This is a genomic window from Priestia sp. ST2, assembly GCF_055810735.1.
Window position 1 is genome coordinate 136232 of sequence record NZ_JBVVNT010000004.1, and the last position, 24383, is coordinate 160614.

Genomic DNA, 24383 nt, shown 5'->3' on the forward strand with positions numbered 1-24383 from the left:
CTCCACCTCACTGTTTTTTACGTCCTAAAACAAAATATAAAACGGGGCCAACTGTACTTACACATAAAATAATGAGTCCCCATAGCCATTTTGGTCCGTTTGTCTCTTCTTGCTTTATGCAGCTTATTAACGCTGGAATCATTAAAAGCAATTGTAAGAATAGAATTGGAGCAATTAACAACCAGTTAATGTCCTTCATTTACATCCCCCTTTTTCTTCGTGCTGGAAGCCAAATAATAAAAAACCAATAAAACAGCGTTGGCATTGGAATTTGAATCAGTCCCCATATTCCCCAAAACCATGGATGAGCGCCGCGTTTTTTTGCATTGATAAAAAGTAGAAAGCTTTGAAGAAGGAGAAATGGTGAAATAAACAGCACAAGAATCCATTTTTCATTCATTATAAAAACATCTCCTTTTTTCGTTTATAGTGAAAAACGATAAAAGAAATAGGAGCAACAATGATCCCAATTACTTCAATAGCGATAAATAAGGCGGGTATTTGTAAAATAGCAGTTGCCATTACCGTTAAAATAACAAGTGCTGTTAATGTAAATAAACATAACTCTTTCCGGAAAGCTTTTTTCTGCTTTTGTTTTTGAATGAGAAGCTGTTCTTGAATTGCATGAAGAGAAATACGTTCATGACTTGCTAAACTCTCTAGCTGCTCCCAATCTTTTTTTAAAGAATGTAAGGACTGATTGTTATTTTCTTCTCTCATTCTTTCCACTCCTTTCTCAGTATGTTTACTCCTTTATTTACTCTTGATTTGACCGTTCCTGCTCGCATATTCAGCATATGGGCAATCTCATCGTATGTATATCCGTAATAATGTCGAAGCAAGACAGGAATTCGAAAGCGCGAATCGAGTTCATTAAAATCGGAAAACATCTCACTCCATTCCACTCCTTTGTATTTAGCTTTCCACTGAAGCTGGTGCGATAAAGACTGCTTTATTCGCTGGAGACTGCTTTTTTCCCGTTTTTGCTTACGCAAATAATCCATGTACAGTCTTGAAGCAATGGATATCATCCAAGTCGAAAACTTTGCTTCATTTTTGTATGAAGAAAGATTCATGTAACACTTCATCATTGCTTCCTGACACAATTCACTGCATAAGTCCTCATCTAATGTCAGCTTTAAAAGGTATTTATATAAAAATGAATGATAGCGCTGAAATAATAATGAAAAGGCATCATCATCACCTTGTAATGCTTTTTGGACAAGGATGAAATCATCTTGTTCCAAAGCGGTCACCCCTCCTTTTTGTTTCATCACCTATATGACGCTTTAGCGATTGAAATCGTTCATTTTTTATATAAAAAAAACGCCCCGCAGGACGTTTTTATTTAGTACGAAGTATTTTTAATCCTTCTTCATCTTCTTCTAAGGGATAGACTTCGTCGTTTTTAGCGAATAAAACACCGTGGAAGATTTGAAGGTCATCATCACAGGCTTCACAAAATTCCTTTTCACCTTCGTTCCAAAAGCTAAAAAGCGCTAGTTCATCGCTACGCACGCTTGCATATTTTTGATGAAATTCATAAATCATCATCGCATAGTAGCGAAGCGCTTCTTCTTTTTTTTCAAATTCAATAGTTTCAATAATATCCTTTTCCCAGCCTTCTAAAAATAGCCAAGGTTCACAATCACTTTTTATTTTATGAACTCTCCATTTATCTGTCATGATAGAACATCTCCTTACTTACAGCTTACTTCTAAAATTTCTCTTTTCCTTATTATTCAGCAAAAATAACTTTGAATCAAGTAAAACGGAAAAAAACGCCTATTTTCAGGAAATAGACGCTAACAATGTGGCTTAATCTGAACTTCTTTTTTATATTAATAATAGCTCCTTAAACTATAAGGAACTAAACTGCCCGTATAATACTGGGTAATGGGAGGAAAAACGCCTGCTGAAGGCGTGATTCCCCCCCACCAAGATGTTTTTTTGCCCCACCAGTTGTCCATCGCTCCATCAGGTCAGGTGAAACGACAAATCCAATTGGACGTGCAAACGAAGGCATAAAATACGGATAGAACGAATACTGAAAAGGCGTATAGAAAGAAGAGTAAAACATCTCTTTCCTTATCCGTTTCCGAAGCCGTTTTGATCAGAACCATCGGGATCGAGCGTATTTGTATTAGAAAGTCCTGAATTTGTATTTACACAAATTCCTGTATTTGAAGACCCTGAACCTTGTGCAGTTTTACTGTTACTTTTTGGAGAAACATAGTACGTATCGCCAAACGTAACGACTCCTCCTGTAACGTTTGGAATCACTACATGATTAATAACAATCGGCATTATCCTCACCCTTTTTATTTTCATCGTGATGTAATATATGAACGATTTATCAAAAGGGTTATACATTAATGGATATAAATAAAAAATCCCCCTGCAGAGTGGGGTATTTTTACGCTTTTACCTCTTTTTTAGAATGACTTAATTCATCTCGCAGAATATCAAAATCTCGTTCTGCTACTTCTTCAATTTTAGTATACAATTCATTCTCCGTTAGAAGTCCTTTTTCTTCAAGTATTTCGACAAGAGCCTTAAACTTTATTCTAGATAAAAGCATTTCGTTTACCGTGCTCTCTGTTGGCTGTTCATTTTTTACTTGTTCTTTTGCTTTAACAGGTTCTTGCTGCAGCTTCACCCTGAAAACAATATTCGTATGATCTGTAATTTCAGGTGACTGATAAAATGTGCTATGCGAAATGTTTTTTAGTGTTAGCGTTTCTTTTGTCTCCATATTTGTTACTTCAAAATACGGATCCTCAAAAAATGCATCATATTTATCATAAGCTGCTTTGCCTACAACCGAAAAAGAAAAGTTTAGCCTTTTCAACTCTTCACCTGTATTCGCATCAGTAATCATTTTTTCTTCAAACATATCAACGTGAAAATTTACGTTATTAATCATTAGTTGTGTCAATTCAATCGCCTCCTTCTTTATTAATACGACACGGAGTGACAAGTTCCCTGTTTTTTTATATAAAAAAACATCTCCCAAAAATGGGGATGTTTTTCAAGGAGCTAGAAAAATGCTCTTTTTTTAGCTCTACAATTCTTCTTCTGCTTTGTCATATTTGCGTTCGTGTGCCGTATCTTCTTCGTTATCACGAATGGTTTTTTGGAGCACAAAAGCAGACATTGTTAAGTATAAAGTTCCAACGGCATAATAACCTTTTACCGGTAATGATGCATCTAAGGTATAAATTCCTATAAACATAGCTAATAGTGCTGTAATAAAAGCTGTCCATGCTAAAAATGTAAAAGCTGCTGTATTACGCTTTTTCATCGTATGACCTCCTCTTTTCCTTTTTCTGCTAAGCGTCGCTTTCATTTTACATTGTAAAATAATTGTTGTCATGGGTATTTATAGTCAGTTACCCTTTTAATCAGAACAAGAAACGGAAGATTTTAGGTCTTACATCCTATTTTTATCATAAAGCTTTTTTTCGAAATGATTAGATATATGGAATTTCTCTTTAAAAGTATGTTCATTCGTTTTCATTAAGAAAAGCCCCAAGTAATTATTGCAATAAAAAAATCATCGCCGAGACGATGATTTTTTGTTTAGCCTTCAAAGTATTCTTTATAAAAGCCGCCGACTTGGCCAGTGTTATCAACAACAAAATAAAACTCTTCTGTTTCATTTTTCACATCATATGTTTTTCCTGCTGTTAAGACATTTTCAACCACGAATTTTTTTGCATCTGTATGTATGCATTTTACTTGTTTAATGGTTGGACGATCGTTCCATTCTAAATGAATCATGTATGTACACTCCTTTGTTTTCATTCAAGATTCATTTTATCTTACTTGAAGTAAAAAAGAAACGGAGCGAATTTAAAAATTAAAAAATTCGCTCATGCACTTTTTTTTTGGCAACTGTTGCTTGTACAAACTGTGCCGTTTGTGCAACAATTGTGTCTTTATCAAAATCCATCGACGCAACATGGTAAGAGTTTCGAAGCATGTGCTGTCTTTTTTCTGCTGATTGAATATGGTTTAAGATATAAGCTGAATTCTCAGGCGGTACTACGTTATCAACTGTTGATGTTAGTACTAAAGCCGGGCACGTTACATAAGATAAGCGTTCTTTTGTTTCATCCATTAAAGAAAGCAGCTCACGCATAGAGCGCACGGGTACTTTATCGTACGTAATTTCATGTACGTTTGGATCTTTAATATCAGGATGCTCTTCTTTTAAATAACGAGGCGTATGACGAGAGCGATAAGTCTCCATTGAAGGAATGGACGTCATAGCCGGATTAATTGCAATAACTCCGTCAAGGTCTAATCCTTGGCTTGCTGTATGAAAGGTAAGAGTGCCTCCCATGGACTGACCCAAGATAAATACATGACGGCATTCTTGCTTCAAACGCTGATACCCAGTTAAAAAGTCTTGCTTCCATTCCTGATACGTTGTTTGTTCAATATCATAGTAGTGAGTACCATGTCCCGTTAGTCGCAAACCGTACACAGTAAAACCTTTTTCAGCTAATTCTTTTCCGATATATTCCATACTTTGAGGAGTCCCCATAAATCCATGAGAAACAAGTATACCAATGTCGTTGCCTTTATAATAAAAAGATTCTGCGCCTTGAATTACGTCATAACGTTCCATTTTCTTCACCCTTTACCACAAATTTTCTGACTAAATGAACTATCTTTATAGTACACCTATAATTCCTATAAGTCAACTGGGGTATTTATTTTTTTACGATTTAAAAAAACGAAGCAAGAATTATCTCTTGCTTCGTTCTTTTTGAATATGTGGAAATACTAGCTCAGCAAACGTATATGCTTCTTCTAGATGCGGGTAGCCTGATAAAATAAACGTATCAATTCCTAGCTCTTTGTACTCTTTTAACCGATCCGCTACAATTTCAGGACTGCCAACAAGAGCAGTTCCAGCACCTTCTCGTGCTAAGCCAATTCCCGCCCATAGATTCGGAGCAATCTCCAGTGCACCTCTATCTTTTGTGCCGCTGTGCAAACTTGACTGTGTTTTTTGGGCAGTGGAGTCAAATGAGGCAAACTTATCTTGAAACGCTTTGATCGTATCATCATTAACATGTTTAATTAATTTATCTGCAGATTCCCACGCTTCGTCTTCCGATTCTCTTACAATAACGTGCAGGCGAATACCAAAGCGAATGTCCCTGCCTTCGTTTGCAACTTTTTCTTTCATCTCATCAATTTTTGTTTTAATCACCGCAGGCGGTTCTCCCCATAACAAATATACATCTGCATGCTTTGCTCCTACTTCTTTTCCTGCTGGAGAAGACCCTCCAAAGTACAGCGGAGGATACGGTTTTTGGACAGGAGGCGATGGAATATACGCTCCTGTTACATCAACATGCTCTCCTTTATAATCCACTTTTTTTCCTTCCATTACATCTCGCCAAATCGTTAAAAATTCATCTGTTAACTCATAGCGTTTATCGTGGCTTAAATAGTTGCCGTATGTTGCTTGTTCCACGGGATCTCCTCCCGTCACAATATTTAACATAAGTCGGCCGTTTGATATTTGATCAAATGTCGAAGCCATCCGTGCTGAAAGTGTTGGAGACATTACACCCGGGCGAAGTGCAATTAAAAACTTCAGCCGATTTGTAACGGAAGCAAGTGCCGATGCAATCACCCATGAATCTTCACAATTTGAACCAGTAGGTAACAAAGCACCGTCATATCCTAGATAATCCAGTCCATGTGCGATTTGCTTTAAGTAGTGAATGTCGCTTGTTCTGCTTCCTTCGGTTGTGCCTAGATAATGTCCGTCGCCTGCTGTAGGGAAAAACCATAAGATGTTCATTTCTATTTCCTCCTAAATATCCTCGTATTCTATATAAAGCGTTTTCATATTGTTTGTTTAATTCTTGTCCGCTAATTATAGAGATGCATTTTTATATTAGCGTATGTAATATGACTCTTTTTATTTATTAAATTAGTAAAATCATAATACCTCTTTAACCTATATGTCAAGTATGAATTGAAATAAAAAAAACAAGAATTAAAAGTAATTCTTGTTTTCTTTATTTCCTCATACGTGAAGCCATCGCGTTAGCAAGGGTTGATTTTGTTGATATATTTTCAAACGATAAACCTAAATGAGAAGCGGTAATCGCGATTTCAGGACGTACCCCAGAGATAGTTGATTCTACACCTATTAATTTTAATGCATCAATCAGCTGGAAAATCTGATGAGCAACCATCGTATCAACAATAACTACTCCTGAAATGTCAATATAAAGGTGATTCACTTGCTGTTCAGCGCAGCGAGTTAACGTATTTTCTAAAATTCGGCGCGCTCTTGCTGTGTCGATATCCCCAACAAGCGGAAGAATCGCGATATGATCGCTTAATGGAATAACTGGCGAGCTCAGCTCATTGATCAGCTCTTTGTGTGCTTCAAGCAACCGCTTTGAATGCTGATGGTGCTCTTCTACAAATTTATAAACGGTGATATCAAATACGCGTACAATCAGTTCGTTCCATTCGTCTAGTTCTTCTTGCGTAATATCTTGCTCGTACTCTTCTACAAATTGATTTAAATACGTTAAATACTGTTTTCTAACTCGGAAAAATTCTCGAATAATATAATGAATAGGCGTTCTTACATGCTCTCCGTCTTCCGCAATCTTTAAAATCCACGTTTCAAATGAATCAAAAAATTCTTTTTCACTTTTTATAAATACATCGGCTATGTATAAATGGAATTCATTATTTTGATCTTTTAATACTGAAATGACTTCCGGATGAGTAGATGCATAAACCGATTCTGGGTCATTGTCTTCAATGCTTTCATACCATTCTTCCGTCAGTTGATCTGCATGTTTTAAAAAAAACATTCGAAGTGCTTCATTTTTATTCAAAACGATTCCCCTTTCCATACCAGCTACTACTATCATTATAATTCAACTTTTTCACCCTTACTAGTTTTATGAAAAGAGAAGAAAGAAAATTATTCTTTTAAATACGTGTAGTTTATGATTTTATGCTACATTGAAAATAGCTATAAAAACACAAAGGAGTTTTCAAATGATACGAACGTTAGCTCTTACGAACGATGACAAACTTGTGAAACATATACAATTAGATCAGATTCACGATCCCTCTATTCAGTACTATTGGATTGACTTTAACTGCCCTTCTGAAGAAGAAGCGCTGCTGCTTCAATCATCTTTTCACTTTCATCCGTTAGCGATTGAAGATTGCTTTCATTTTCTGCAGCGCCCAAAACTCGATTATTATGAAGGATACAGTTTTTTTGTCCTTCATTCGTTAAATCGTCAAACGTTAGAAGCTGAAGAAGTTGACCTTTTTATCGGCGAAAATTATATGGTTACTTTTCATTTTCACCCGTCAGCTGCAATTGATAAAGTATGGGAAAAGTTGCTTCATACACCTTTGATTCAAGAAAAAGGAATAAGCTATCTTGCGTATTCTGTGATGGATAAAGTGGTAGATGAATATTTCCCCACTGTATATCAGATTGAAGATGAGCTGAATGATATAGAAAACATAGATGCAAAAAAATCCATTTCTGTTTTAATGGAAGATGTATTCAAACTTCGAAGTGATTTGCTAAAAATCAGAAGAACCATTTTGCCTATGCGCGACTTATTGTACCGTGTTATAAATTCTGAACGCCTAGATGTTCATCCTGAACAAAAAAGGTATTTTAAAGATGTCTATGACCACTTATTAAAACTAGCCGATATGATTGAATCAAATCGGGAAATGACATCTGATATGCGCGATAATTATCTTTCTCTTAATTCAAACCGGATGAATTCAATCATGATGACACTGACTGTTATTTCATCTATCTTTATTCCCCTTACCTTTATCGTTGGCGTATACGGAATGAATTTTGAAAATATGCCTGAGCTAAAGTGGCACTATGGCTATTTCTTTGTGCTTGGCTTCATGGGACTGATAACGCTGGGGTTAATTTTATGGTTCAAGCGTAAAGGCTGGTTTAATACTGATAAAGAGTAGAAAGGTTGAGACATAACGAAATCAATCCAATGTAAAGACGAACAAATTGGATAAGTAAGCTAGTGCTGTCAATTTCCGCACAAGACTTCGCTTTCCGGGGGCGGCCAATGAGCCTCCTCTTCGCTTAGCCTCCTGCGGGGTCTCACCTGTTCCGCTTTTCCCGCAGGAGTCTTTGCCTTGCCCTACAATTAACAGCTATTACATACGGTAAATCTACGTTCACCATCACAATGAAAAAATCCGAACGAGTTGAATTCTCCGTTAAGAATCTCGATTGATTGTTCGGATCTTCCTTCAACGAAAATACGTCTGTCCCAGCTTCTTTTCTATGGGAAGATAACTTGTTATTTCCCGAAAATATTCATAAAATAACGTGCTTACGTTTCCTTTTTTGAAAAAGTTTCATAAGATAGTGAAAATAATGCTCAAAAAGGAGGCTGAAGTAGTGGATATTAAAGGCAAACACTTGCTAATGGATGCGTTCGAATGCGATGAAGTGATATTAAACGACCCTTCACTCTTAAGGAGAATTCTTGTTGAAGCTGCACTAGATGCAGAGATGGAAGTTTTGCACTGTTATTTTCACCAGTTTACGCCCCAAGGCATTACAGGCATTCTCGTATTAGCTACCTCTCACTTGTCTATTCATACGTGGCCGGAGGAAAACTACGCTTCATTAGATTTTTATACGTGCGGAGACAAAAAAATAATTGAAATTGGTTATGCGTTGCTGAAGCAATTAGCTTCAAAAAAAGCTGTTGTGTATTCGATTTCTCGCGGAATTCAATACGCCGAAACTCCAACAAAAAATCGTCAGCATGCTGAAAACACTCGTCTTCTCAATCGTGGAGATGACTCAGATCACATTGGTCTAAAGCAACTCTTATCAGGCCAGCATGACATTTTGTTTCATCAAAAAAACCGTATTCAAGATATTCAGCTGATTAAAGCATCGGATATTCGAATGTATTTGGATGAACAGCTGCAATTTAGTTCATTAGATGAACATGCGTACCATGAAGCTCTTGTACACCCTATCTTTGCAGCTTCCTTACGTCCTCACCGCATTCTTATTCTAGGCGGTGGAGATGGTTTAGCTTTACGAGAAGTCCTTAAATATAAAGAAGTTAAAGAAATAGACCTTGTGGAAATAGATGCTGACGTTGTAAATGCTGCGATGAATGTAGAAGAATTAAAGAAGTTAAATCAACGCTCATTTGAAGATTCTCGTGTCACCGTTCATATTCAAGATGCTGTTGACTACCTCTCTTTGAATTCAGCGTGTTATGACATCATCATTATTGACTTTCCTGATCCTACTAACGAAAAAATAAGTGCTCTTTATACAAAAGAATTTTACGCACTTCTCCACCGTTCACTATCGCGCAGCGGCTTGGTCGTATGTCAGTCAAATTCTCCTAGAGACACACCTATCGTTTTTTGGAGCATTAATAAGACGATGAAAGCTTCTCAGTTTTATACGTTGAGCTACCACACCATTATTCCTTCTTTTGGAGATTGGGGGTTTCACATCGGCTCGAAAACACCTTTCTCTGTCCCTATACTCTCTACTGATGTTTCATCTACTACGCTGCCGTCAGACTTTACTAAGTTAATGCGTTTTTCTCCCCATTCTCTTTCCAAAAAACAGTTTGCAGTTGTGAACTCTGCTGAGCACTTGGTTCTGCATAAAATATTTAAAAAAGAAGGCTTATATTTGTAAAAAAGAAAGCTTGGCTTATACATTCCTTTTCTTTTGACATACTAAAACAGTCTCGTCACCACTGTGCAACAGAAAGGATTGTTATGAGAAAAATTTCGGTTTTTATTATCTTAGTGCTAACTGTTATTTTCCCTTCCCCCGCTTTTAGCCAAGTGAAAGTGCCTGTATTGATTTACCATTCTATTGATACCTACACAGGCCACGGGGAAAAAGAACTGTATGTGACGCCTGAAAATTTTGAGAAACAACTTCTTTATCTTAAAAAGCAAGGATATACGCCGCTAACATTTGAAAAATGGCAGGAACTAACGCATGTGAAAAAACCTATATTTATTACATTTGACGATGGATATAAAAATAATCTTACTATCTTGCCCATTTTTCAAAGAGCAGCCAGCACTCAATTTCATCCAGCGGCTACAATTTTTGTGATTTCAGATTTTATCGGCCGTCCCAACCGTTTGTCGCCAGCGGATTTAAAAAAATTTGTTGATTCAGGATTTTTTTCTATTCAGTCTCATACTGCTACTCATCCGGATTTAACTAAGACGAAAAATTTATCCTATGAGCTAGGTAATTCAAAACGAAAAATTGAAGCCATTACGAGCCAGCCCGTTATTGCTCTTGCTTACCCTTACGGAAAGGTCAATAGCCGCGTAGTGGAAGAAACAAAAAAGAATTATACATTTGGTCTTTCAACAATTCCAAAATTTTTCACTGAGAGCGGACAAAAGGATGAAAACTATCTTATTCCCCGTCTGTACGTCACGTATTCTACAACGATTGAAGATTTTGCTAAGCTATTAAAAGAAAGCTAAAAACCCTTTCCTTTTAAGGAAAGGGTTTTTAGAATTTTGTTATCTCTAGTCCTCGCTCTTGCTGCCATTCAGCATAAAAAACTTCGCTGTATTTTTTAATTTTCTTGATTGCAAGCTGTTTTTTTAACCATTTTTCGTCTACGTTTGCTTCTTTCAAATTACCAGGCACTACTTTTCCATCCATGATTAAAGCAATCGGTAAATTGGTTTGAGAATAAGGGATGTTTAAATCATTTTTCGTCGGAGGGCTGAATTCATGTTTAGGAGCGACGCTCACCTCTCCATTTGTTTCTAAAATGACGTATTCTGCTTCATACAGTGAAAAATACCCTTGCTGTCTCATTAAATGCTGAAGCTGATTCAAGTCCAAGTTGTTTTTCTTAAGCTCTTTATAAAGGATTTTCCCTTTATAAATAATCATTGAAGGCTTTCCTTCAAGAATCCCTCTAAATCCTGTAAAGGTTTGAGATAGCTTTGTCACTGCGTAGATCAGAAGCCCCCAAATCAAAACGCTGTAAAGAATTTCAGTTAGCTCTACTCCTTTTTCAAGAGCTGCGTCCCCCACAATATTTCCCAGGACAAGCGTGGTAATAAAGTCAAACGGAGTGATTTGAGCAAACTGCGTCTTACCTAAAAGCTTCAGCATAATAAATAGCGCTAAAAATCCACATATCAGTTCAATCGCAATATCTTTATACATCGATACCCTTCCTCTATAGCAAGCATGTTATAGTATCAGTTTGTATCATATGTGAGAGTGATAAACCTAACTTTTTATTTTTCTTTCCTTCTTTCTCCAGTTATAGAACTTTTGATTAAGCTTTTTTCTTACTTGCATAGGTTTCTAACGTTGCATATTGATTAAAAATGGATGCGGCTGCTTTTTTCCCTACATACCTAAGGTGCCATGGTTCGTATTTATAGCCGGTAACCTGTTCTTCACCTTCAGGGTATCGAATAATGAATCCGTAGTGATACGCATTTTTTGAAAGCCAATGAGCCTCTGATGTAGCACCGAAGCAGTCTGCGGCAGCACACATTCCACTTCCTCCCGTGACATCGATTGCTAGTCCCGTTTCGTGTTCACTTGTTCCAGGGTAGGCGCTATAGGTGCGTGCTTGTTCTTCTCCGTCTCGCTTTGCGTAAAATGCAAAAAGCTCTTTTTGACGCTCGTGAGATCGATAACCGGATACACCAAGTAAGCTGATTCCCTCTTTTTCAGCATCTCGGAAAAGTTCTTCAAGCGCTTGTGCTGCAGGCTTTCTAAGCATTCGTTTTTCTATTTTTTCGTTGAAGATAAACGGAACGTCGGCATAGACTAAATCGGAAGGCTGATAGGATTCAGGAAGCTGATGCTTTTTATTAACTAAAGCCGTAACCGATCCTGGATTGGCTATTACCACTGTTTCGTCTACATTAGGCTTCGTTAAAGTTGGAGAAGCTGATGAGCTTTCTAGTTTTTGAGCCTGTCCATTTTTTGTGAATTCTCTGGCAGGCTTTGATGAAGAATTGCTTGTTCCGCACCCTGCTATCATCAGCGTAAAAGCTAAAGAACAAATAAATAAAAAGTATTTCATGATGTCTTACTCCTTTCAAACGGCTTTTGATGCGCTACAAAAGCCTATACAGAAAGGATAAAATATAAATGTTTCTGTCTGTTATTCAGTTGTTTCAAACTTGTAAACAATTCAAGGTGTGAAAAAATAGAAATAGACTGCCTAAGCAGTCTATTTCAAAAAGATAATATACGTATGAACTTGATTTTGCGTAAAGCTCGATGCAACTAGTTTATTTCCTGATTGACTCCAAGCAAGCTGATCAGCGGCATAGTCTAAATTTACGTTTAAGTGTGTAACATCTCCTGTTAATCCATCTGCTATGAATATCCCTTTATCTCCCTCTTTTTCAGAAATAAAGTTATAGGCTAATTTCGAACCGTCGGGAGACCAGCTTACGCCAAAAATTTGAGTGGACAGAGCAAGCTGAAAGGCCTCTGATCCTTTTAAATCTGTGATAGACAGCGTTCTCGTTTGGGCATCTTTTTGCTGAACGAGCGCTAATTGTTTTCCGTTTGGAGACGGGATAATCGAAATCACATTATCTCGGATTTTTTCAGGGTCCGTCTGTTCGTTATGAAGAAAAAAAAGCTGGTTGTTTACACCAATATAATAAATACCACCTATTCCTTTAACTGCATCTAAGATTCGATCGTCTCTGTGCAACAGAGGTTCTGCTTCTCCTTTTACATTTGCTTTAGAAAGCTTTCCTTCCATTGTAATAAACATTACTTCTGAATTATTAAGCCACTCTCCGCTTGATGGATAGAGAAGAACATTCTTTATTTTAACCGTTTTTTTTGTTTGAAGGTTCATTATATAACCAAATGTATCTTCGCCTTTTGCTACTTTATAAAAAAGATATTCACCATTTGGAGAAAGCTTGGCCGCATGTTGAAATTCATTGCTTGGATGCAACACAAAAGTAGACTTGTTTTTTAGATTATAAGTAGCTAAATTCTGTGCATATACCTCTTTGGGACCGAAATTGTGCGAACGAAATTGTTTATTTTCTTTACTAACAATCATTGTGTTTTCTTTTAAAAATTGAAACGCCCTTACGCCGTTAATATCCTGAACGTCTTTCACTTCTATTTTTCCATCTTTATCTACTTGGTCCAATACAGTAATTTTCTTGTCGGGTTTTTCAACGGTTTCTCTATGGCTTTCTTTTTGTCCGCATGATGTTAAAATAAGAAAAGTGCTTGTTATATATATCATTAATCTATACCGTTTCAATAACGGTTCACTCCTTTTAGCTAACTCATTTCTCTGTTTTCAAAGGAAACGACACTTTGAAAATCGTCCATTTAGAATCAGAATGATGCAGCTTGATAACACCTTTTTGTTTTTCAGTTAAATCTTTGGCTAATGCTAAGCCAAGGCCTGTACCTCCGGATAAACGCGACCGATCTTTATTTACGGTGAAAAATGGTTGAAATAATTTCTCTTCTGCTTCGGGTGGAATCCCTATTCCGGTGTTAGCTACATCCACAATAATAGAATTCTCTAAAGTGTAAGACGTTACTTCCACTTTTCCGCCTGGTTCATTATATTTAATAGCATTGTCAATTAAATTGATAAAAATGTGTATTAAGCTTTCACGATCAGCCCAAACAACTGCTTCTTTGATATTTGTATGAAGAGTCAAATCAAATTTAGCTGCTTTTCCTTTCATACGATCGCATATGTCTTCTAGAAGCCGCTTCAATTCAACTTGCTCTGGGCGCTGCTCGAAATCATATTTTTCAAGTGCTGAAAGCTTTAAGATTTTATCTACCATTTCATGAAGGCGATTCGTTTCTTTACGAATATTCTGCACGCCGTCTTCCATAAGCTGAGGATCATCTCGATACATATCAAGTAAGTCAACATAAGCTTTGATCGATGTTAAAGGCGTCTTAAATTCGTGGCTGATGTTACCGATAAACTGCTTTTGCTGTTGTTCAAGAGACTGCAGTTTCGAAATAGCGAACTCAAGCTTTCTTTTTTCTTCATTCATTTGATCGATATTTTTTTCAATCGACGTACTCATAAAAAACAAGCCTTGACTAAGCTCTCCAAGTTCATCGCGTCGTTTGAACGGCACATCAGTCAAATAATGGCCTTTTCGAATCTGCTGTGAAGTTTTTTGAAGGGTAGCGATGAGCGAAGCAATGCGATAAAAATAAGCGTAGCCAATTAAAAAAGCTGCTGCTGCTGCAATCGTTCCTCCCATACGAAATAAGTGCCTAATATCAGCTATAAACTGCTGATTATTTTTTAGGGAATGGTCAAAACGAATGGCTCCAATAAATTGATTATCGATTGACACAGGTGCGAAGTAAATAAGGGAAGCACCCGAGATTTGATAGGCTATTTTTCCTTTCAAAGCATAGCAAAGCGTATCAGAAACATCCACATCTTTTTGGCCGATGGGAATAGAGCTTCCTGATTCCTGTCCTTTTTGATTATATAGGACTGTTTGCATTCCGCTTTGTGATGCAATCGAAGATGCAAGGCGCTGTCCTTTTTGCTGAAGAAAAGAATCTGTATTCAGAGACGGGTCACCGGTTACATAACTTTGATGAATCGTCTGCTCCGCTGCTTTGCTTTTTTGAATAAGTTCACTTTCTAGCTGATCACGCTGATTTGTCTCAATTCCTTTTAACACAAGTACGCTCAGTACGGTTACTGTTAAAATAATTAAAAAAGCAAGAACGAGTCCCATCTTAGCTTTTAGGCTGATTTTCATTCATTGATCCCTGCTGTCGCTTTATATCCAACCCCGTATACCGTTTGAAGCAAATAAGGTTCTGCTTCTCCTACTTTTTTTCGAAGGCGCTGCATGTGAATGTCTACCGTACGTGTACCGCCTGCATAATCCATTCCCCAGACAAGATCTAGTAAATCTTCTCGTGTGTACACTCTCTCTAAATTGGCAAGTAATAAAGCAATAAGATCAAACTCCTTTGGTGTAAGCTTAACTAACTCATTGGCAACATGTAACGTGCGCTGAATTAAGTTCACCTTCACTTTTCCCACCGTGATTTCTCCGACAGCTTCAGGAGCTTCATTTTTTTCCATTCGCCGCACAAGTGCTTTAGCTCTAGCTACAAGTTCTCTTACGTCAAAAGGCTTGGTCATGTAATCATCTGCGCCTAACTCTAAGCCTAGAACTTTATCGACGATATCATTTTTAACCGTTAACAAGATAATCCCCATTCCTCTTCGATTCTCAAGTTTTCGGCATACTTCATAGCCGGTTAATTTCGGCATCATCACATCCAATATCATCACGTCAGGTTGAAAGCTTTTTACTTTTTCAAGTGCTTCTTCACCGTCAGATGCGGTGTCTACAATATATCCTTCGCGCTTGAAAGCATAGGATACCGCTGTAGCAATACTTTTTTCATCATCAACTACTAAAATCTTTTTATTCAATGTATCACGTACTTTCATTTGATATTTCTATTCGTCTATCTTATCAAACAGCTTTCCCAAAAACATCTCCAAGTTGTTTCGAAATTGTAAACAAAAATAAAAACACCATATAAGATGGCGTTTTTTTAGATCTAATATTCATTTGTAAAAGGAAGGATTTTATGCGTATTCAAATATTGATGAAGCAGATCTATACGCTGCTCGCTGCTAATAAAACCAATGTATCCGTCCGGTCTAATAACGTACAGAGCATCTTTTTGAAGCCCTGCTTTCTTCAAGTAAGGGTTCCAAGAAAACTCGTGCAAGGAGAAGTCTTTTTCTTGCATGCTCTTTTTTAGCTTCTCTGCTGCTGTTCCATAGACATGTATTTGCCAGTTTAAAGACTGTAAAGATTCAAAATTCCCTTCTACATAGGGTAATCGATCACCACTTTGCACATTTGTCCCTTGCCCGCTGCTTAGGTCACTATTTCGATACTTAATACGGATTTGAGATAAAATCGTAAATGCTTTGTGACGGGGATAAGGGAAACGAAATAAAAAGGATAGTACAGGCGGAAAGATATGCTTCCTAAAAAATTGACTCGTTTTATCTCGTGCCACCATTCGCTTAAAAGCGCGATCAGTTGTATTTACAAGCAGCTCTGCAAAAGGCAACCTTTCTTCTTCGTATGTATCTAATATGGAAAGTGCCGCTTTGTGTTGAAGGACAGCTGCTAATTTCCATGAAAGGTTGACTGCATCTCCAATTCCTGTGTTCATTCCTTGTCCCCCTGCAGGACTATGAATATGGGCTGCATCTCCACTTAGAAAAATACGCCCCTGTCGGAAACGACTTGCTACTCTGTGATGGATATGATATGTCGAGAACCAATTTATACCCTCAACCTGAGCACCAAATGTTCGTTGAATAAAAGCGTGAATGTTTTCAGCTTTTACATCGTTTTGCCCCCCCAAAGTTGAAGGAATAATGCCGATCATTCGATACGTTCCTTTACTTCTAACAGGCATACAAATCAAAAATTCTTCATTGCTAAATGAAATACTGATTTTTTGATCCTTCATCACTTCACCAGAGCCGTGAACATCCATCACATAAAAATGCTGTTTATATTTTTCTCCTTTAAACTCTATCTTCATTTGCTTGCGAACGGTACTGTGTGCTCCGTCACATCCACAAATATACTTAAAATAAGCGGTTTTCTCTTGCTGTGCTTTTAATAAAGTTTTTACCTCTTCTCCGTGTTCAGCTAGAGATAGTAACTCCGTCTTCCATTCTACTTCGATCCCAAAATTTTTTAATTTTTCAAGCAGAAACCGCTCGTGGTCGTCCTGTGGAAATGTAAGAACAAAAGGAAAAGGACTTAATCCTTCTCCTAAAGATCCTAGATGAACTTTTGCTTTTATTTTATTCTTCACTCGGACGTATACATCTTCCATCTTAATCCCGCTGTCTATGACTTCATCTGCAAAACCGAACTGCTGATAAAATTCAAGTGTTCGCGGTAAAATAGCCATAGCCCGGGAGGCTTGCCCAGGTCCGTCGCTTCTATCAATAATTCGAAAAGGAATGTTATGTCTGGCTAAATTGTAGGCCATAACGAGGCCAGTAGGGCCGGCACCAACGATTAGGATTTGTGGATTCATCATCATCTCTCCTTTTCATTCAGTTACAGTATCGTTTATATTGAGCGAGACTCCTCTTTTTTTTACAGAAGATGCAGGTAAAGCAGAAGCAAACAGAGCACACAAACTTATTAAAGAGATAAGAGCTAGAGCAGATATAGAAGGATTCCATGTCAGATGTTCTCCAAAGAAAAATAGTTCTCTTACGCCATCTACCATAAATCTCATCGGCAGCCATGGATAAATCCACTCTCTATAAAAATCAGGCATAATTTCTGGGGCCATTGAAAGCAAAGGTGCGCCAAAAAATAGAACAATAACGAAAATCGGAAGTCCCTTTAGTCCTAGCCATGAAAGTACGGCTGATATCAAGGTGAAAAAACTGAAGTAAGCAATAGCTAAGAATAGTGCTGTATCCAAAAATGAAGGAACGCTTATTCCAACTACTTCAGCCAGCCACACAAGCCCGAAACCAGCAGCTAAAGCAAGTATAACCCCGATGATTACGATTCCTACTTGGTTAACGATTTTCTCTTTACGAGAAGAAAACGTGATTTTTTGAAGGCTGAGGAAGACCATTGCAGCACCGGCTATACTTGCCATCCACAGCGGCTGAAATAATGAAACGGGGGCATTTCCGTTGACACTATGAGTCCCTGTTTCGTTTACGTTTATCACTGTCTTTTGAATCGGTGCAGCGAGTGCTAATGCTTGGTTTGCACTTAGTTGCGTTCCGTTTTGTTCAAATCTTTTCACTAGCTGCAAGCGCATATTTTCATTCATCTTATCAACTGCCCCGTTTAGCACCTGACTTGCTAGGGTTGAAGCAGCTGTATTCATTCCTTGATTCACTAATAATTTAATAGCAGGTGCATCAGGCTTAGCCGTCTGAAGAGTCGCCTGTTTTTTGGTGAAATCTTTTGGAATGATAAGCGCCCCGTAGTATTGTTGATTATTTAATCCTTTTTCAACTTCTTTAGTATTTGAGACAAAGATCCATTTAACCGAAGACTGTTCGGTACTTGCCCCTTTCGTATTTTGTTCGATTTGATTTCCTATATTTACATTACCCTTTGCTGGAACTGTCATTCCTTCGTCAGCATTTACGAATGCGATTGGCAAATTCTTAGGTGCTGAGCTTGCAGAAGGAATTAAGGTTAGAATAAAGATAAAAATAACAGCTACTACTATAATTGGTGAAAAATATATAAGCTTTTGATTACCTAATTTCATGTAGATCTCTCCTTTTTGTTTTAAGGATATACACGTTAACGAAAAGATAATGTACATGATGTTGATTAGTGATCACTATGTAAATTATAATAAATTTACCTGTATTCTCAATATGCAATAATAGCGGGAATGTCGATTACTTAACACAAAGCATATAACTGTTCATTATTAAAGAAAAAAGTAGGTGTTTAAAAGCTGTGGGGAATTCAAAAACAGATCGCAGAATTATTCGAACGAAAAGATTTATCCGAGATGCTTTGACAGAATTAATGGAAGAGAAAGGGTTTGAAGGTGTAACGGTCAGGGATTTGACGAAAAAAGCGGATATTAATCGCGGAACTTTTTATTTACACTACCAAGATAAATACGATTTGCTTGAAAAAAGCGAAAATGAAGTTATTCAAGAGATAAAAGAATTTATCAAAAAAGCAAATCCCAATGAGATTGTGTCTGCTAATTTAAAAGAACAGCCTTTGCCGTTTATTATTACACTTTTTGAATATATTCAAGAAAATGCACGTTTTATGCAGGTTATGCTTGGTCCAAAAGGAAATCCTGGCTTTCATCTTAAAATTAAAGAAGTTATGAAAACCAATATGCTCGAAAAATTAGAGCTTATGGATAATAAAACGCCTCCGCTTGTTCCACTTGAACATTTAATGTCTTACGTAACGTCAGCGCATCTTGGAGTTATTCAGCACTGGTTAGAACAAGGTATGAAGCAGTCACCGCGAGAAATGGCCCTGACACTCGCTAGCATGACTTTTTTGGGTCCTGCTTATGTTGCAGGCATTAAACGAACATAAAAGAACCTGCTATTCTCTAAGAAAATAGCAGGTTCTTTTTATTAACCTTCTAGTAATAAAGATTCTGGATCTTCTAATAGTTCTTTAACAGTAGCTAGGAAGCTTACGGCTTCTTTGCCGTCAACGATACGGTGATCGTAAGAAAGTGCAATGTACATCATCGGACGATTTTCGATACGCTCTTCATCAATTGCTACCGGACGAAGCTGAACTTTATGCATTCCTAAAATACCAACTTGAGGCCCATTTAAAATTGGTGTAGACATTAATGAACCGAATACGCCGCCGTTTGTAATTGTGAACGTTCCACCTTGTAAATCTTTTAATGCTAATTTGTTGTCGCGCGCTTTTTTCGCTAAATCAACGATAGATCCTTCGATACCAGCGAATGTTTTGCGGTCAGCATCACGTACAACTGGAACAACAAGACCGTCTGGAGCTGACACAGCAATACCGATATCATAGAATTTTTTAATTAATAACTCGTTTCCTTGAATTTCAGCATTTAATAATGGATACTTTTTAAGTGCTGCTACTACTGCTTTTGTAAAGAATGACATAAAGCCAAGTCTTACGTCGTGCTGTTCAAAGAATTTGTCTTTGCGTCGTTTGCGAAGAGCCATAACAGCAGTCATGTCTACTTCGTTAAACGTTGTTAGCATAGCCGCTGTTTGCTGAACTTCAACGAGACGTTTGGCAATTGTTTGACGACGACGTGACATACGTTCGCGTTCAACAGGTTTATCGCTATTTTCACTTGCCGCTGGAGACGGAGATACCGGGTTAGCTGGCTTACTTGCTTGTGCCTGCTGCTTTTGCTCATTTGATTTTTGGTCTGCATACGAATCAATATCATGTTTGCGCACACGGCCAAGAGGATCAGTAGTTGGCACTTGATCTAGCTTAATCCCGCGTTCTCTTGCTGCTTTGCGAGCTGCAGGAGAAGCAATTAGCCATTGTTTTTGATTTCCTTGCTGAGGCGCTTCAGCTGCTGGCGCTACTTCTTCAACAGTTTTTTGCTGAGCCGGAGCCGCTTCTTGCTTTGGTGCTTCCTCTGCTGGTTTTTCTTCAGCTTTTGGTGCTGCTGGTGCTGAAGCTCCTTCTTTCGCTTCAAGACGTGCAATTGTTTCACCAACTTGCACTGTGTCGCCTTCGCCAGCAAGAAGTTCCGTTAACACACCAGAGTCTTCAGCTGTAATTTCAACGTTAACTTTATCTGTTTCAAGTTCAACGATATAATCGCCTTTTTCAACGAAATCTCCTACTTGTTTTAGCCACTGTGCAACTGTTCCTTCAGAAATTGATTCTGCTAATTCCGGTACTTTAATCTCTCCCATGGTTCATTCCCCTTCCTTATCGTGTAACAACGTCGTTAGCAATTTCATTTTTAGTTAATGCATCTTGTAAAATACGTTCTTGTTCTTGTCTGTGAACTGTTGGATCTCCTTCAGCTGGACTTGAGCGTCTTGTGCGTCCGATGTAGTCAACCGTAGCTCCTTCTGGTGCTACTTCACGCAGTCGATCTTCTACATAGTTCCATGCGCCCATGTTTTCCGGCTCTTCTTGTAACCAGACAATCTCTTTTAAATTTTTATAGCGAGCAAAGATTTCAGCAATTACGCGTCTTGGGAACGGATAAATTTGTTCTAGACGAAGGACGTGTAGCCAATCTTTATCATCTTCTGCTTTGTTTAAGCGTTCCGTTAATTCACTGCTGATTTTTCCGCTGCACAGAACGATTCGTTCAACTGTATCTTCTTTTTTGCCTAATCCAGGCTGTTCTACTACTAAGCGGAAAGAGCCTTTTGTAAACTCTTCAAGGTTTGACACACTAAAAGCATTACGAAGCAAACTTTTTGGTGTCATAACTACTAGCGGTCTTACTTCTTCGCGCTGTAAAATGGCAGCTTGTCGTCGAAGTAAGTGGAAGTATTGTGCAGCGCTTGTTACGTTTGCAATTGTCCAGTTGTTTTCACCAGCTAGCTGTAAATAACGTTCTAGACGAGCGCTTGAGTGTTCTGGTCCTTGACCTTCATGGCCGTGTGGCAGCAATAAGACCATTCCAGATTTTTGTCCCCACTTAGCACGGCCTGCTGCAATAAACTGGTCAATAATAACTTGACCTGCATTGGCAAAATCACCGAACTGTGCTTCCCAAAGAACAAGCGTTTCCGGAGCAAATACATTATAGCCGTATTCAAATCCAAGAACGGATCCTTCTGATAATGGACTGTTACGAATATCAAAGGAAGCGCTTACGTTCTTCATTGCGTGTAGTGGTGAGTAAACATCCCCTGTCTTATGATCATGAAGAACAAGATGTCTATGTGCAAACGTACCACGTTCAGAATCCTGGCCTGTAATACGAATTGGCGTGCCGTCTCTTAAAATCGTAGCAAATGCAAATGCCTCACCCAATGACCAATCTACGCTTTCATTTTCTTCAAACGCTTTGGCACGTTTAGATAAGATGCGATCAAGTTTTGGAAATACGTTAAATCCTTCAGGGTATTTCACTAGCTCTTGATTCACTTCAAACAGCTCTTCTTTTGTAACCGATGTATCAATATCTGAAATTCCTTTGAAGACTGCTTGTGGCATTTCCATAATTCTATGTTGCTTTTCAGCTTTTGGCGGCACTTTCTCATAAGCTGCTTTTAACTTCGCTTGTAACTCTTCATTAATTTGATCTGCTTGGCCGCTTTGAATCACGTTTTGTTCTTCAAGCTGCTTTGCATACATAGCACGAACCGTTGGACGTTTTGTCACAATTTCATACATCTTCGGCTGCGTTACAGACGGTTCATCCATTTCATTGTGGCCAAATCGACGGTATCCAATTAAATCAATCAAGAAATCTTTGTTAAAACGTCTGCGATACTCATAAGCAAAGTAAGCAGCAGCTAGACAGGCTTCCGGATCATCCGCATTTACGTGAACAATTGGAATTTCAAATCCTTTTGCTAAGTCACTTGCATATTTCGTTGAACGAGAATCGACGCTTTCTGTTGTAAATCCAATCATGTTGTTAGCAATAATGTGGATTGTTCCACCTGTTTGATAACCAGTCAATTGATTTAAGTTCAGCGTTTCTTGTACTATACCTTCACCAGGGAACGCAGCATCTCCGTGAATTAAAATCGCGAACGATTTTTTTACATCTTGTTTTGGGTATCCATTCACATCACGCTCATCTTGAGCTGCTCTTGTAAACCCTTCCACAACCGGATTAACAAACTCCAAGTGACTAGGGTTGCTAGCCAATGTCAAACGAGCTCGAACTGTGTTCTCTGCTTTAATTTGTTTGTCGGCACCCAGGTGATATTTTACGTCTCCCGTCCAGCCGTAGTTGATACCGATTGAACCTTCTGAAGGAACTAATTCCTTGTTAGGTGCATGCTGGAATTCTGCAAAAATCATTTCATACGGCTTGCCTAATACGTGTGCTAATACATTTAAGCGTCCACGGTGAGCCATCCCGATATTAACCGTTTTTGGGCTTGTTTCCACTGAGCGTGCAATCAGTTCATCTACAAGTGGAATTAACATATCTACGCCTTCAATAGAAAAGCGTTTTTGTCCGACAAATGTACGGTGCAAAAATTGTTCAAAGCCTTCTACTTCTGTTAAACGCTTTAATACAGAAGTTCTTTTCTCATTTGAAAGAGGTTGGAAAATAGCACCTGACTCGACCATATCAGTCAGCCACTTATTCTCTTCCATGTTATGTACGTGATGGAATTCAAACGCAATGGTTTTTGTGTAGACATCTGTTAAATAGTTAATTGCGTCTAAACCATTTTTGACGTGTGATGGCGCATTCGTACATAAAATATCAACCGGAATTGATTTCAAATCTTCTTGCGTTAAATTGTAATCTTCCAAGTGAAGCAAGACAGGATCTTTCTTCTCGCTTTCAAGAGGTTTAATTGATGCGTATAGATGACCATAAGCACGGATGTTTTCCGCTAGCTTAATAGCCGATGCAATTTTAGATGTGTTAGCTGAAGGTGCAGCCTGTGCGTATTCAGCTTGCTGAACCTGCTCGCTTTCGTTTAATGGAGGAGCACCCCAATAATCAAATAATTCTTTTAACTCTGGATCTACTAGATCTGACTGCTCTTCATATAACTCATACTGTTCTAATACATAGCCATAGTTCGGACCCAAAAATCCTTGCCAAGGCTCCCCTCTATTCGACGTTTCGTTACCCATGATAAAACCCCCAACGAGTTATAATAATTGTCGTACTCAACAATCTTTCCATTTTGAATGTCGATTACCTTATCGTCTGACATCTTTACAACGAGTGATAAACCTCACTGCGTGTGTATCTGATATCTGCTTATATTTTACCACTCTTTTACTCGTCAATCAAAATGAAATCGCTATATTTCTTTAATTTTTTTTACTTTTTTAATAGTCTTACTACTTTTTGAAAGCGTTTTATAAGTAAAGCTGATTAAAGGTCGAATCAGGTGTTAATTAATTGTTATTGACCTAGCTTTTGGCAAAATTAAATTGCTTGAAATATGTTTTATGACTATTAAAAAAAAGAAGCAGCGTTTTGCTTCTTTTTTAAAACTCATCTACGATTTTTTCAACGTCTTCAAAATAACCATCATCTACTTCTGTAAGCTTGTTGCTTTTCGCCGCTTCGAGTAAATGAGTGAACCAAGTTAGTTCTACTTTCAAATGCATAATCGTGCGCATAATGATCGACAGATTTGCAATGGAATGATCCACCTTTTTAACTTGGTACAAATTTTGCATTTTTTCTAAATAAGCTGCCGTTTCCTCAATCTTTTTTTCTAAAGCAGAAGCCACTTTTTCTTGATCGACGTAAGAAGTAAATGAAAGCGCAGCATAAACTGGTCTATGCATATGCTCTTTTTTTAATAGCTGTTCAAAATAAAGGCGCTCAAATTCTTCTCTTCCTGCATCCGTAATAGAATAAACGGTCTTTTCAGGTCTGTTCGTCTCTCGAATCACATCGACTACTTTCACCAGCTGATTTTTTTCAAGCGTATCAAAAGCATAATATAAAGAGCCGCTTGCCAGTTTAATATAGTGCTTCATTTGTCTTTCATTAATGGTTTGCTGAATTTCATAAGGGTGCTTGTTTCCTTCCATTAATAAACCCAATATGACTAATTTAACACTCATAACACCTTTCACCTCTT

The 24383-nt window shown here is 37.9% G+C and carries 26 protein-coding genes; 4 read left to right on the plus strand and 22 right to left on the minus strand.

Annotated elements, in window-relative coordinates; genetic code table 11:
* Positions 1-7: 7 nt before the first annotated feature.
* The 12 genes from AC0KUU_RS17845 to AC0KUU_RS17900 all read right to left on the minus strand — a co-directional run bounded on the left by AC0KUU_RS17845 (position 8) and on the right by AC0KUU_RS17900 (position 6923).
* The gene (locus AC0KUU_RS17845; protein WP_013057569.1) at positions 8-199 is read right to left on the minus strand and encodes a PLD nuclease N-terminal domain-containing protein; all 192 of its coding nucleotides are present in this window, start codon (positions 197-199) and stop codon (positions 8-10) included.
* Complete coding sequence (locus tag AC0KUU_RS17850; protein WP_013057570.1) at positions 200-400, minus strand: hypothetical protein; 201 nt, start codon at positions 398-400, stop codon at positions 200-202.
* Entirely contained in the window at positions 400-720 is a 321-nt protein-coding gene (locus tag AC0KUU_RS17855; protein WP_016764613.1) for a YxlC family protein, read from the minus strand. The genes AC0KUU_RS17850 and AC0KUU_RS17855 overlap by 1 nt, the downstream gene beginning before the upstream one ends.
* Positions 717-1247, minus strand: a complete 531-nt coding sequence (gene sigY, locus AC0KUU_RS17860) for an RNA polymerase sigma factor SigY (RefSeq protein ID WP_043981570.1) — start codon at positions 1245-1247, stop codon at positions 717-719. The genes AC0KUU_RS17855 and sigY overlap by 4 nt, the downstream gene beginning before the upstream one ends.
* A 97-nt stretch (positions 1248-1344) precedes the next feature.
* A complete protein-coding gene (locus AC0KUU_RS17865) occupies positions 1345-1686 on the minus strand; it encodes a DUF1033 family protein (RefSeq protein WP_013083686.1) in 342 nt (113 codons plus the stop codon).
* Between the two features lie 402 nt (positions 1687-2088).
* Positions 2089-2307 carry a spore germination protein gene (locus AC0KUU_RS17870; RefSeq protein WP_013083687.1) on the minus strand — a complete coding sequence of 73 codons (219 nt, stop codon included), beginning with the start codon at positions 2305-2307 and terminating at the stop codon, positions 2089-2091.
* Positions 2308-2416: 109 nt separating this feature from the next.
* A complete protein-coding gene (locus tag AC0KUU_RS17875) occupies positions 2417-2938 on the minus strand; it encodes a hypothetical protein (protein ID WP_043981569.1) in 522 nt (173 codons plus the stop codon).
* 126 nt (positions 2939-3064) lie between these two features.
* Positions 3065-3304: a YiaA/YiaB family inner membrane protein gene (locus tag AC0KUU_RS17880; protein ID WP_013057577.1), complete on the minus strand. Its 240-nt coding sequence runs from the start codon at positions 3302-3304 to the stop codon at positions 3065-3067.
* Positions 3305-3582: 278 nt separating this feature from the next.
* Positions 3583-3783, minus strand: a complete 201-nt coding sequence (locus tag AC0KUU_RS17885) for a DUF6501 family protein (protein ID WP_013057578.1) — start codon at positions 3781-3783, stop codon at positions 3583-3585.
* 79 nt (positions 3784-3862) lie between these two features.
* Positions 3863-4636 carry an alpha/beta hydrolase gene (locus AC0KUU_RS17890; protein ID WP_237074455.1) on the minus strand — a complete coding sequence of 258 codons (774 nt, stop codon included), beginning with the start codon at positions 4634-4636 and terminating at the stop codon, positions 3863-3865.
* A 120-nt stretch (positions 4637-4756) separates the two neighbouring features.
* On the minus strand, positions 4757-5827 hold the full coding sequence (ssuD, locus tag AC0KUU_RS17895; protein WP_162214485.1) for an FMNH2-dependent alkanesulfonate monooxygenase: 1071 nt from the start codon (positions 5825-5827) through the stop codon (positions 4757-4759).
* Between the two features lie 220 nt (positions 5828-6047).
* Positions 6048-6923 carry an STAS domain-containing protein gene (locus tag AC0KUU_RS17900; RefSeq protein WP_097825150.1) on the minus strand — a complete coding sequence of 292 codons (876 nt, stop codon included), beginning with the start codon at positions 6921-6923 and terminating at the stop codon, positions 6048-6050.
* Between the two features lie 130 nt (positions 6924-7053).
* Between AC0KUU_RS17900 and corA the strand changes: the two genes are divergently transcribed.
* From corA to AC0KUU_RS17915, 3 genes are all read left to right on the plus strand, one after another.
* Positions 7054-8016, plus strand: a complete 963-nt coding sequence (gene corA / locus AC0KUU_RS17905; protein WP_043981566.1) for a magnesium/cobalt transporter CorA — start codon at positions 7054-7056, stop codon at positions 8014-8016.
* A 445-nt stretch (positions 8017-8461) separates the two neighbouring features.
* Positions 8462-9739, plus strand: a complete 1278-nt coding sequence (locus tag AC0KUU_RS17910; protein WP_322552195.1) for a polyamine aminopropyltransferase — start codon at positions 8462-8464, stop codon at positions 9737-9739.
* Positions 9740-9822: 83 nt separating this feature from the next.
* The gene (locus tag AC0KUU_RS17915) at positions 9823-10557 is read left to right on the plus strand and encodes a polysaccharide deacetylase family protein (protein ID WP_322552196.1); all 735 of its coding nucleotides are present in this window, start codon (positions 9823-9825) and stop codon (positions 10555-10557) included.
* A gap of 28 nt (positions 10558-10585) precedes the next feature.
* Here the strand turns inward: AC0KUU_RS17915 and AC0KUU_RS17920 are convergent, their stop codons facing one another.
* From AC0KUU_RS17920 to AC0KUU_RS17950, 7 genes are all read right to left on the minus strand, one after another.
* Positions 10586-11257, minus strand: a complete 672-nt coding sequence (locus AC0KUU_RS17920; protein ID WP_322552197.1) for a DUF421 domain-containing protein — start codon at positions 11255-11257, stop codon at positions 10586-10588.
* A 115-nt stretch (positions 11258-11372) separates the two neighbouring features.
* Positions 11373-12134 (minus strand): M15 family metallopeptidase, encoded by a 762-nt coding sequence (locus AC0KUU_RS17925; RefSeq protein ID WP_043981564.1) that lies wholly within the window; start codon positions 12132-12134, stop codon positions 11373-11375.
* Between the two features lie 150 nt (positions 12135-12284).
* A complete protein-coding gene (locus AC0KUU_RS17930; protein WP_322552198.1) occupies positions 12285-13352 on the minus strand; it encodes a TolB family protein in 1068 nt (355 codons plus the stop codon).
* 25 nt (positions 13353-13377) lie between these two features.
* Complete coding sequence (locus AC0KUU_RS17935) at positions 13378-14847, minus strand: sensor histidine kinase (RefSeq protein ID WP_162214489.1); 1470 nt, start codon at positions 14845-14847, stop codon at positions 13378-13380.
* Entirely contained in the window at positions 14844-15536 is a 693-nt protein-coding gene (locus AC0KUU_RS17940; protein WP_043981650.1) for a response regulator transcription factor, read from the minus strand. Before AC0KUU_RS17940 ends, AC0KUU_RS17935 begins: the two co-directional genes overlap by 4 nt.
* Before the next feature lie 131 nt (positions 15537-15667).
* Positions 15668-17182, minus strand: coding sequence for an FAD-dependent monooxygenase (locus AC0KUU_RS17945; protein ID WP_241771382.1), 1515 nt, complete (start codon positions 17180-17182; stop codon positions 15668-15670).
* A 15-nt stretch (positions 17183-17197) separates the two neighbouring features.
* Positions 17198-18394, minus strand: a complete 1197-nt coding sequence (locus tag AC0KUU_RS17950) for a YhgE/Pip domain-containing protein (RefSeq protein ID WP_322552199.1) — start codon at positions 18392-18394, stop codon at positions 17198-17200.
* A 197-nt stretch (positions 18395-18591) separates the two neighbouring features.
* Between AC0KUU_RS17950 and AC0KUU_RS17955 the strand changes: the two genes are divergently transcribed.
* Positions 18592-19200 (plus strand): TetR/AcrR family transcriptional regulator, encoded by a 609-nt coding sequence (locus AC0KUU_RS17955; protein ID WP_322552200.1) that lies wholly within the window; start codon positions 18592-18594, stop codon positions 19198-19200.
* 41 nt (positions 19201-19241) lie between these two features.
* On the opposite strand, the gene odhB is transcribed toward AC0KUU_RS17955, so the two are convergent.
* The 3 genes from odhB to AC0KUU_RS17970 form a co-directional block, all read right to left on the minus strand.
* Complete coding sequence (gene odhB, locus AC0KUU_RS17960; RefSeq protein WP_014459542.1) at positions 19242-20537, minus strand: 2-oxoglutarate dehydrogenase complex dihydrolipoyllysine-residue succinyltransferase; 1296 nt, start codon at positions 20535-20537, stop codon at positions 19242-19244.
* 16 nt (positions 20538-20553) lie between these two features.
* Entirely contained in the window at positions 20554-23415 is a 2862-nt protein-coding gene (sucA, locus tag AC0KUU_RS17965; protein ID WP_043981558.1) for a 2-oxoglutarate dehydrogenase E1 component, read from the minus strand.
* A 363-nt stretch (positions 23416-23778) separates the two neighbouring features.
* Entirely contained in the window at positions 23779-24366 is a 588-nt protein-coding gene (locus AC0KUU_RS17970; protein WP_013057595.1) for a PadR family transcriptional regulator, read from the minus strand.
* Positions 24367-24383 lie beyond the last annotated feature (17 nt).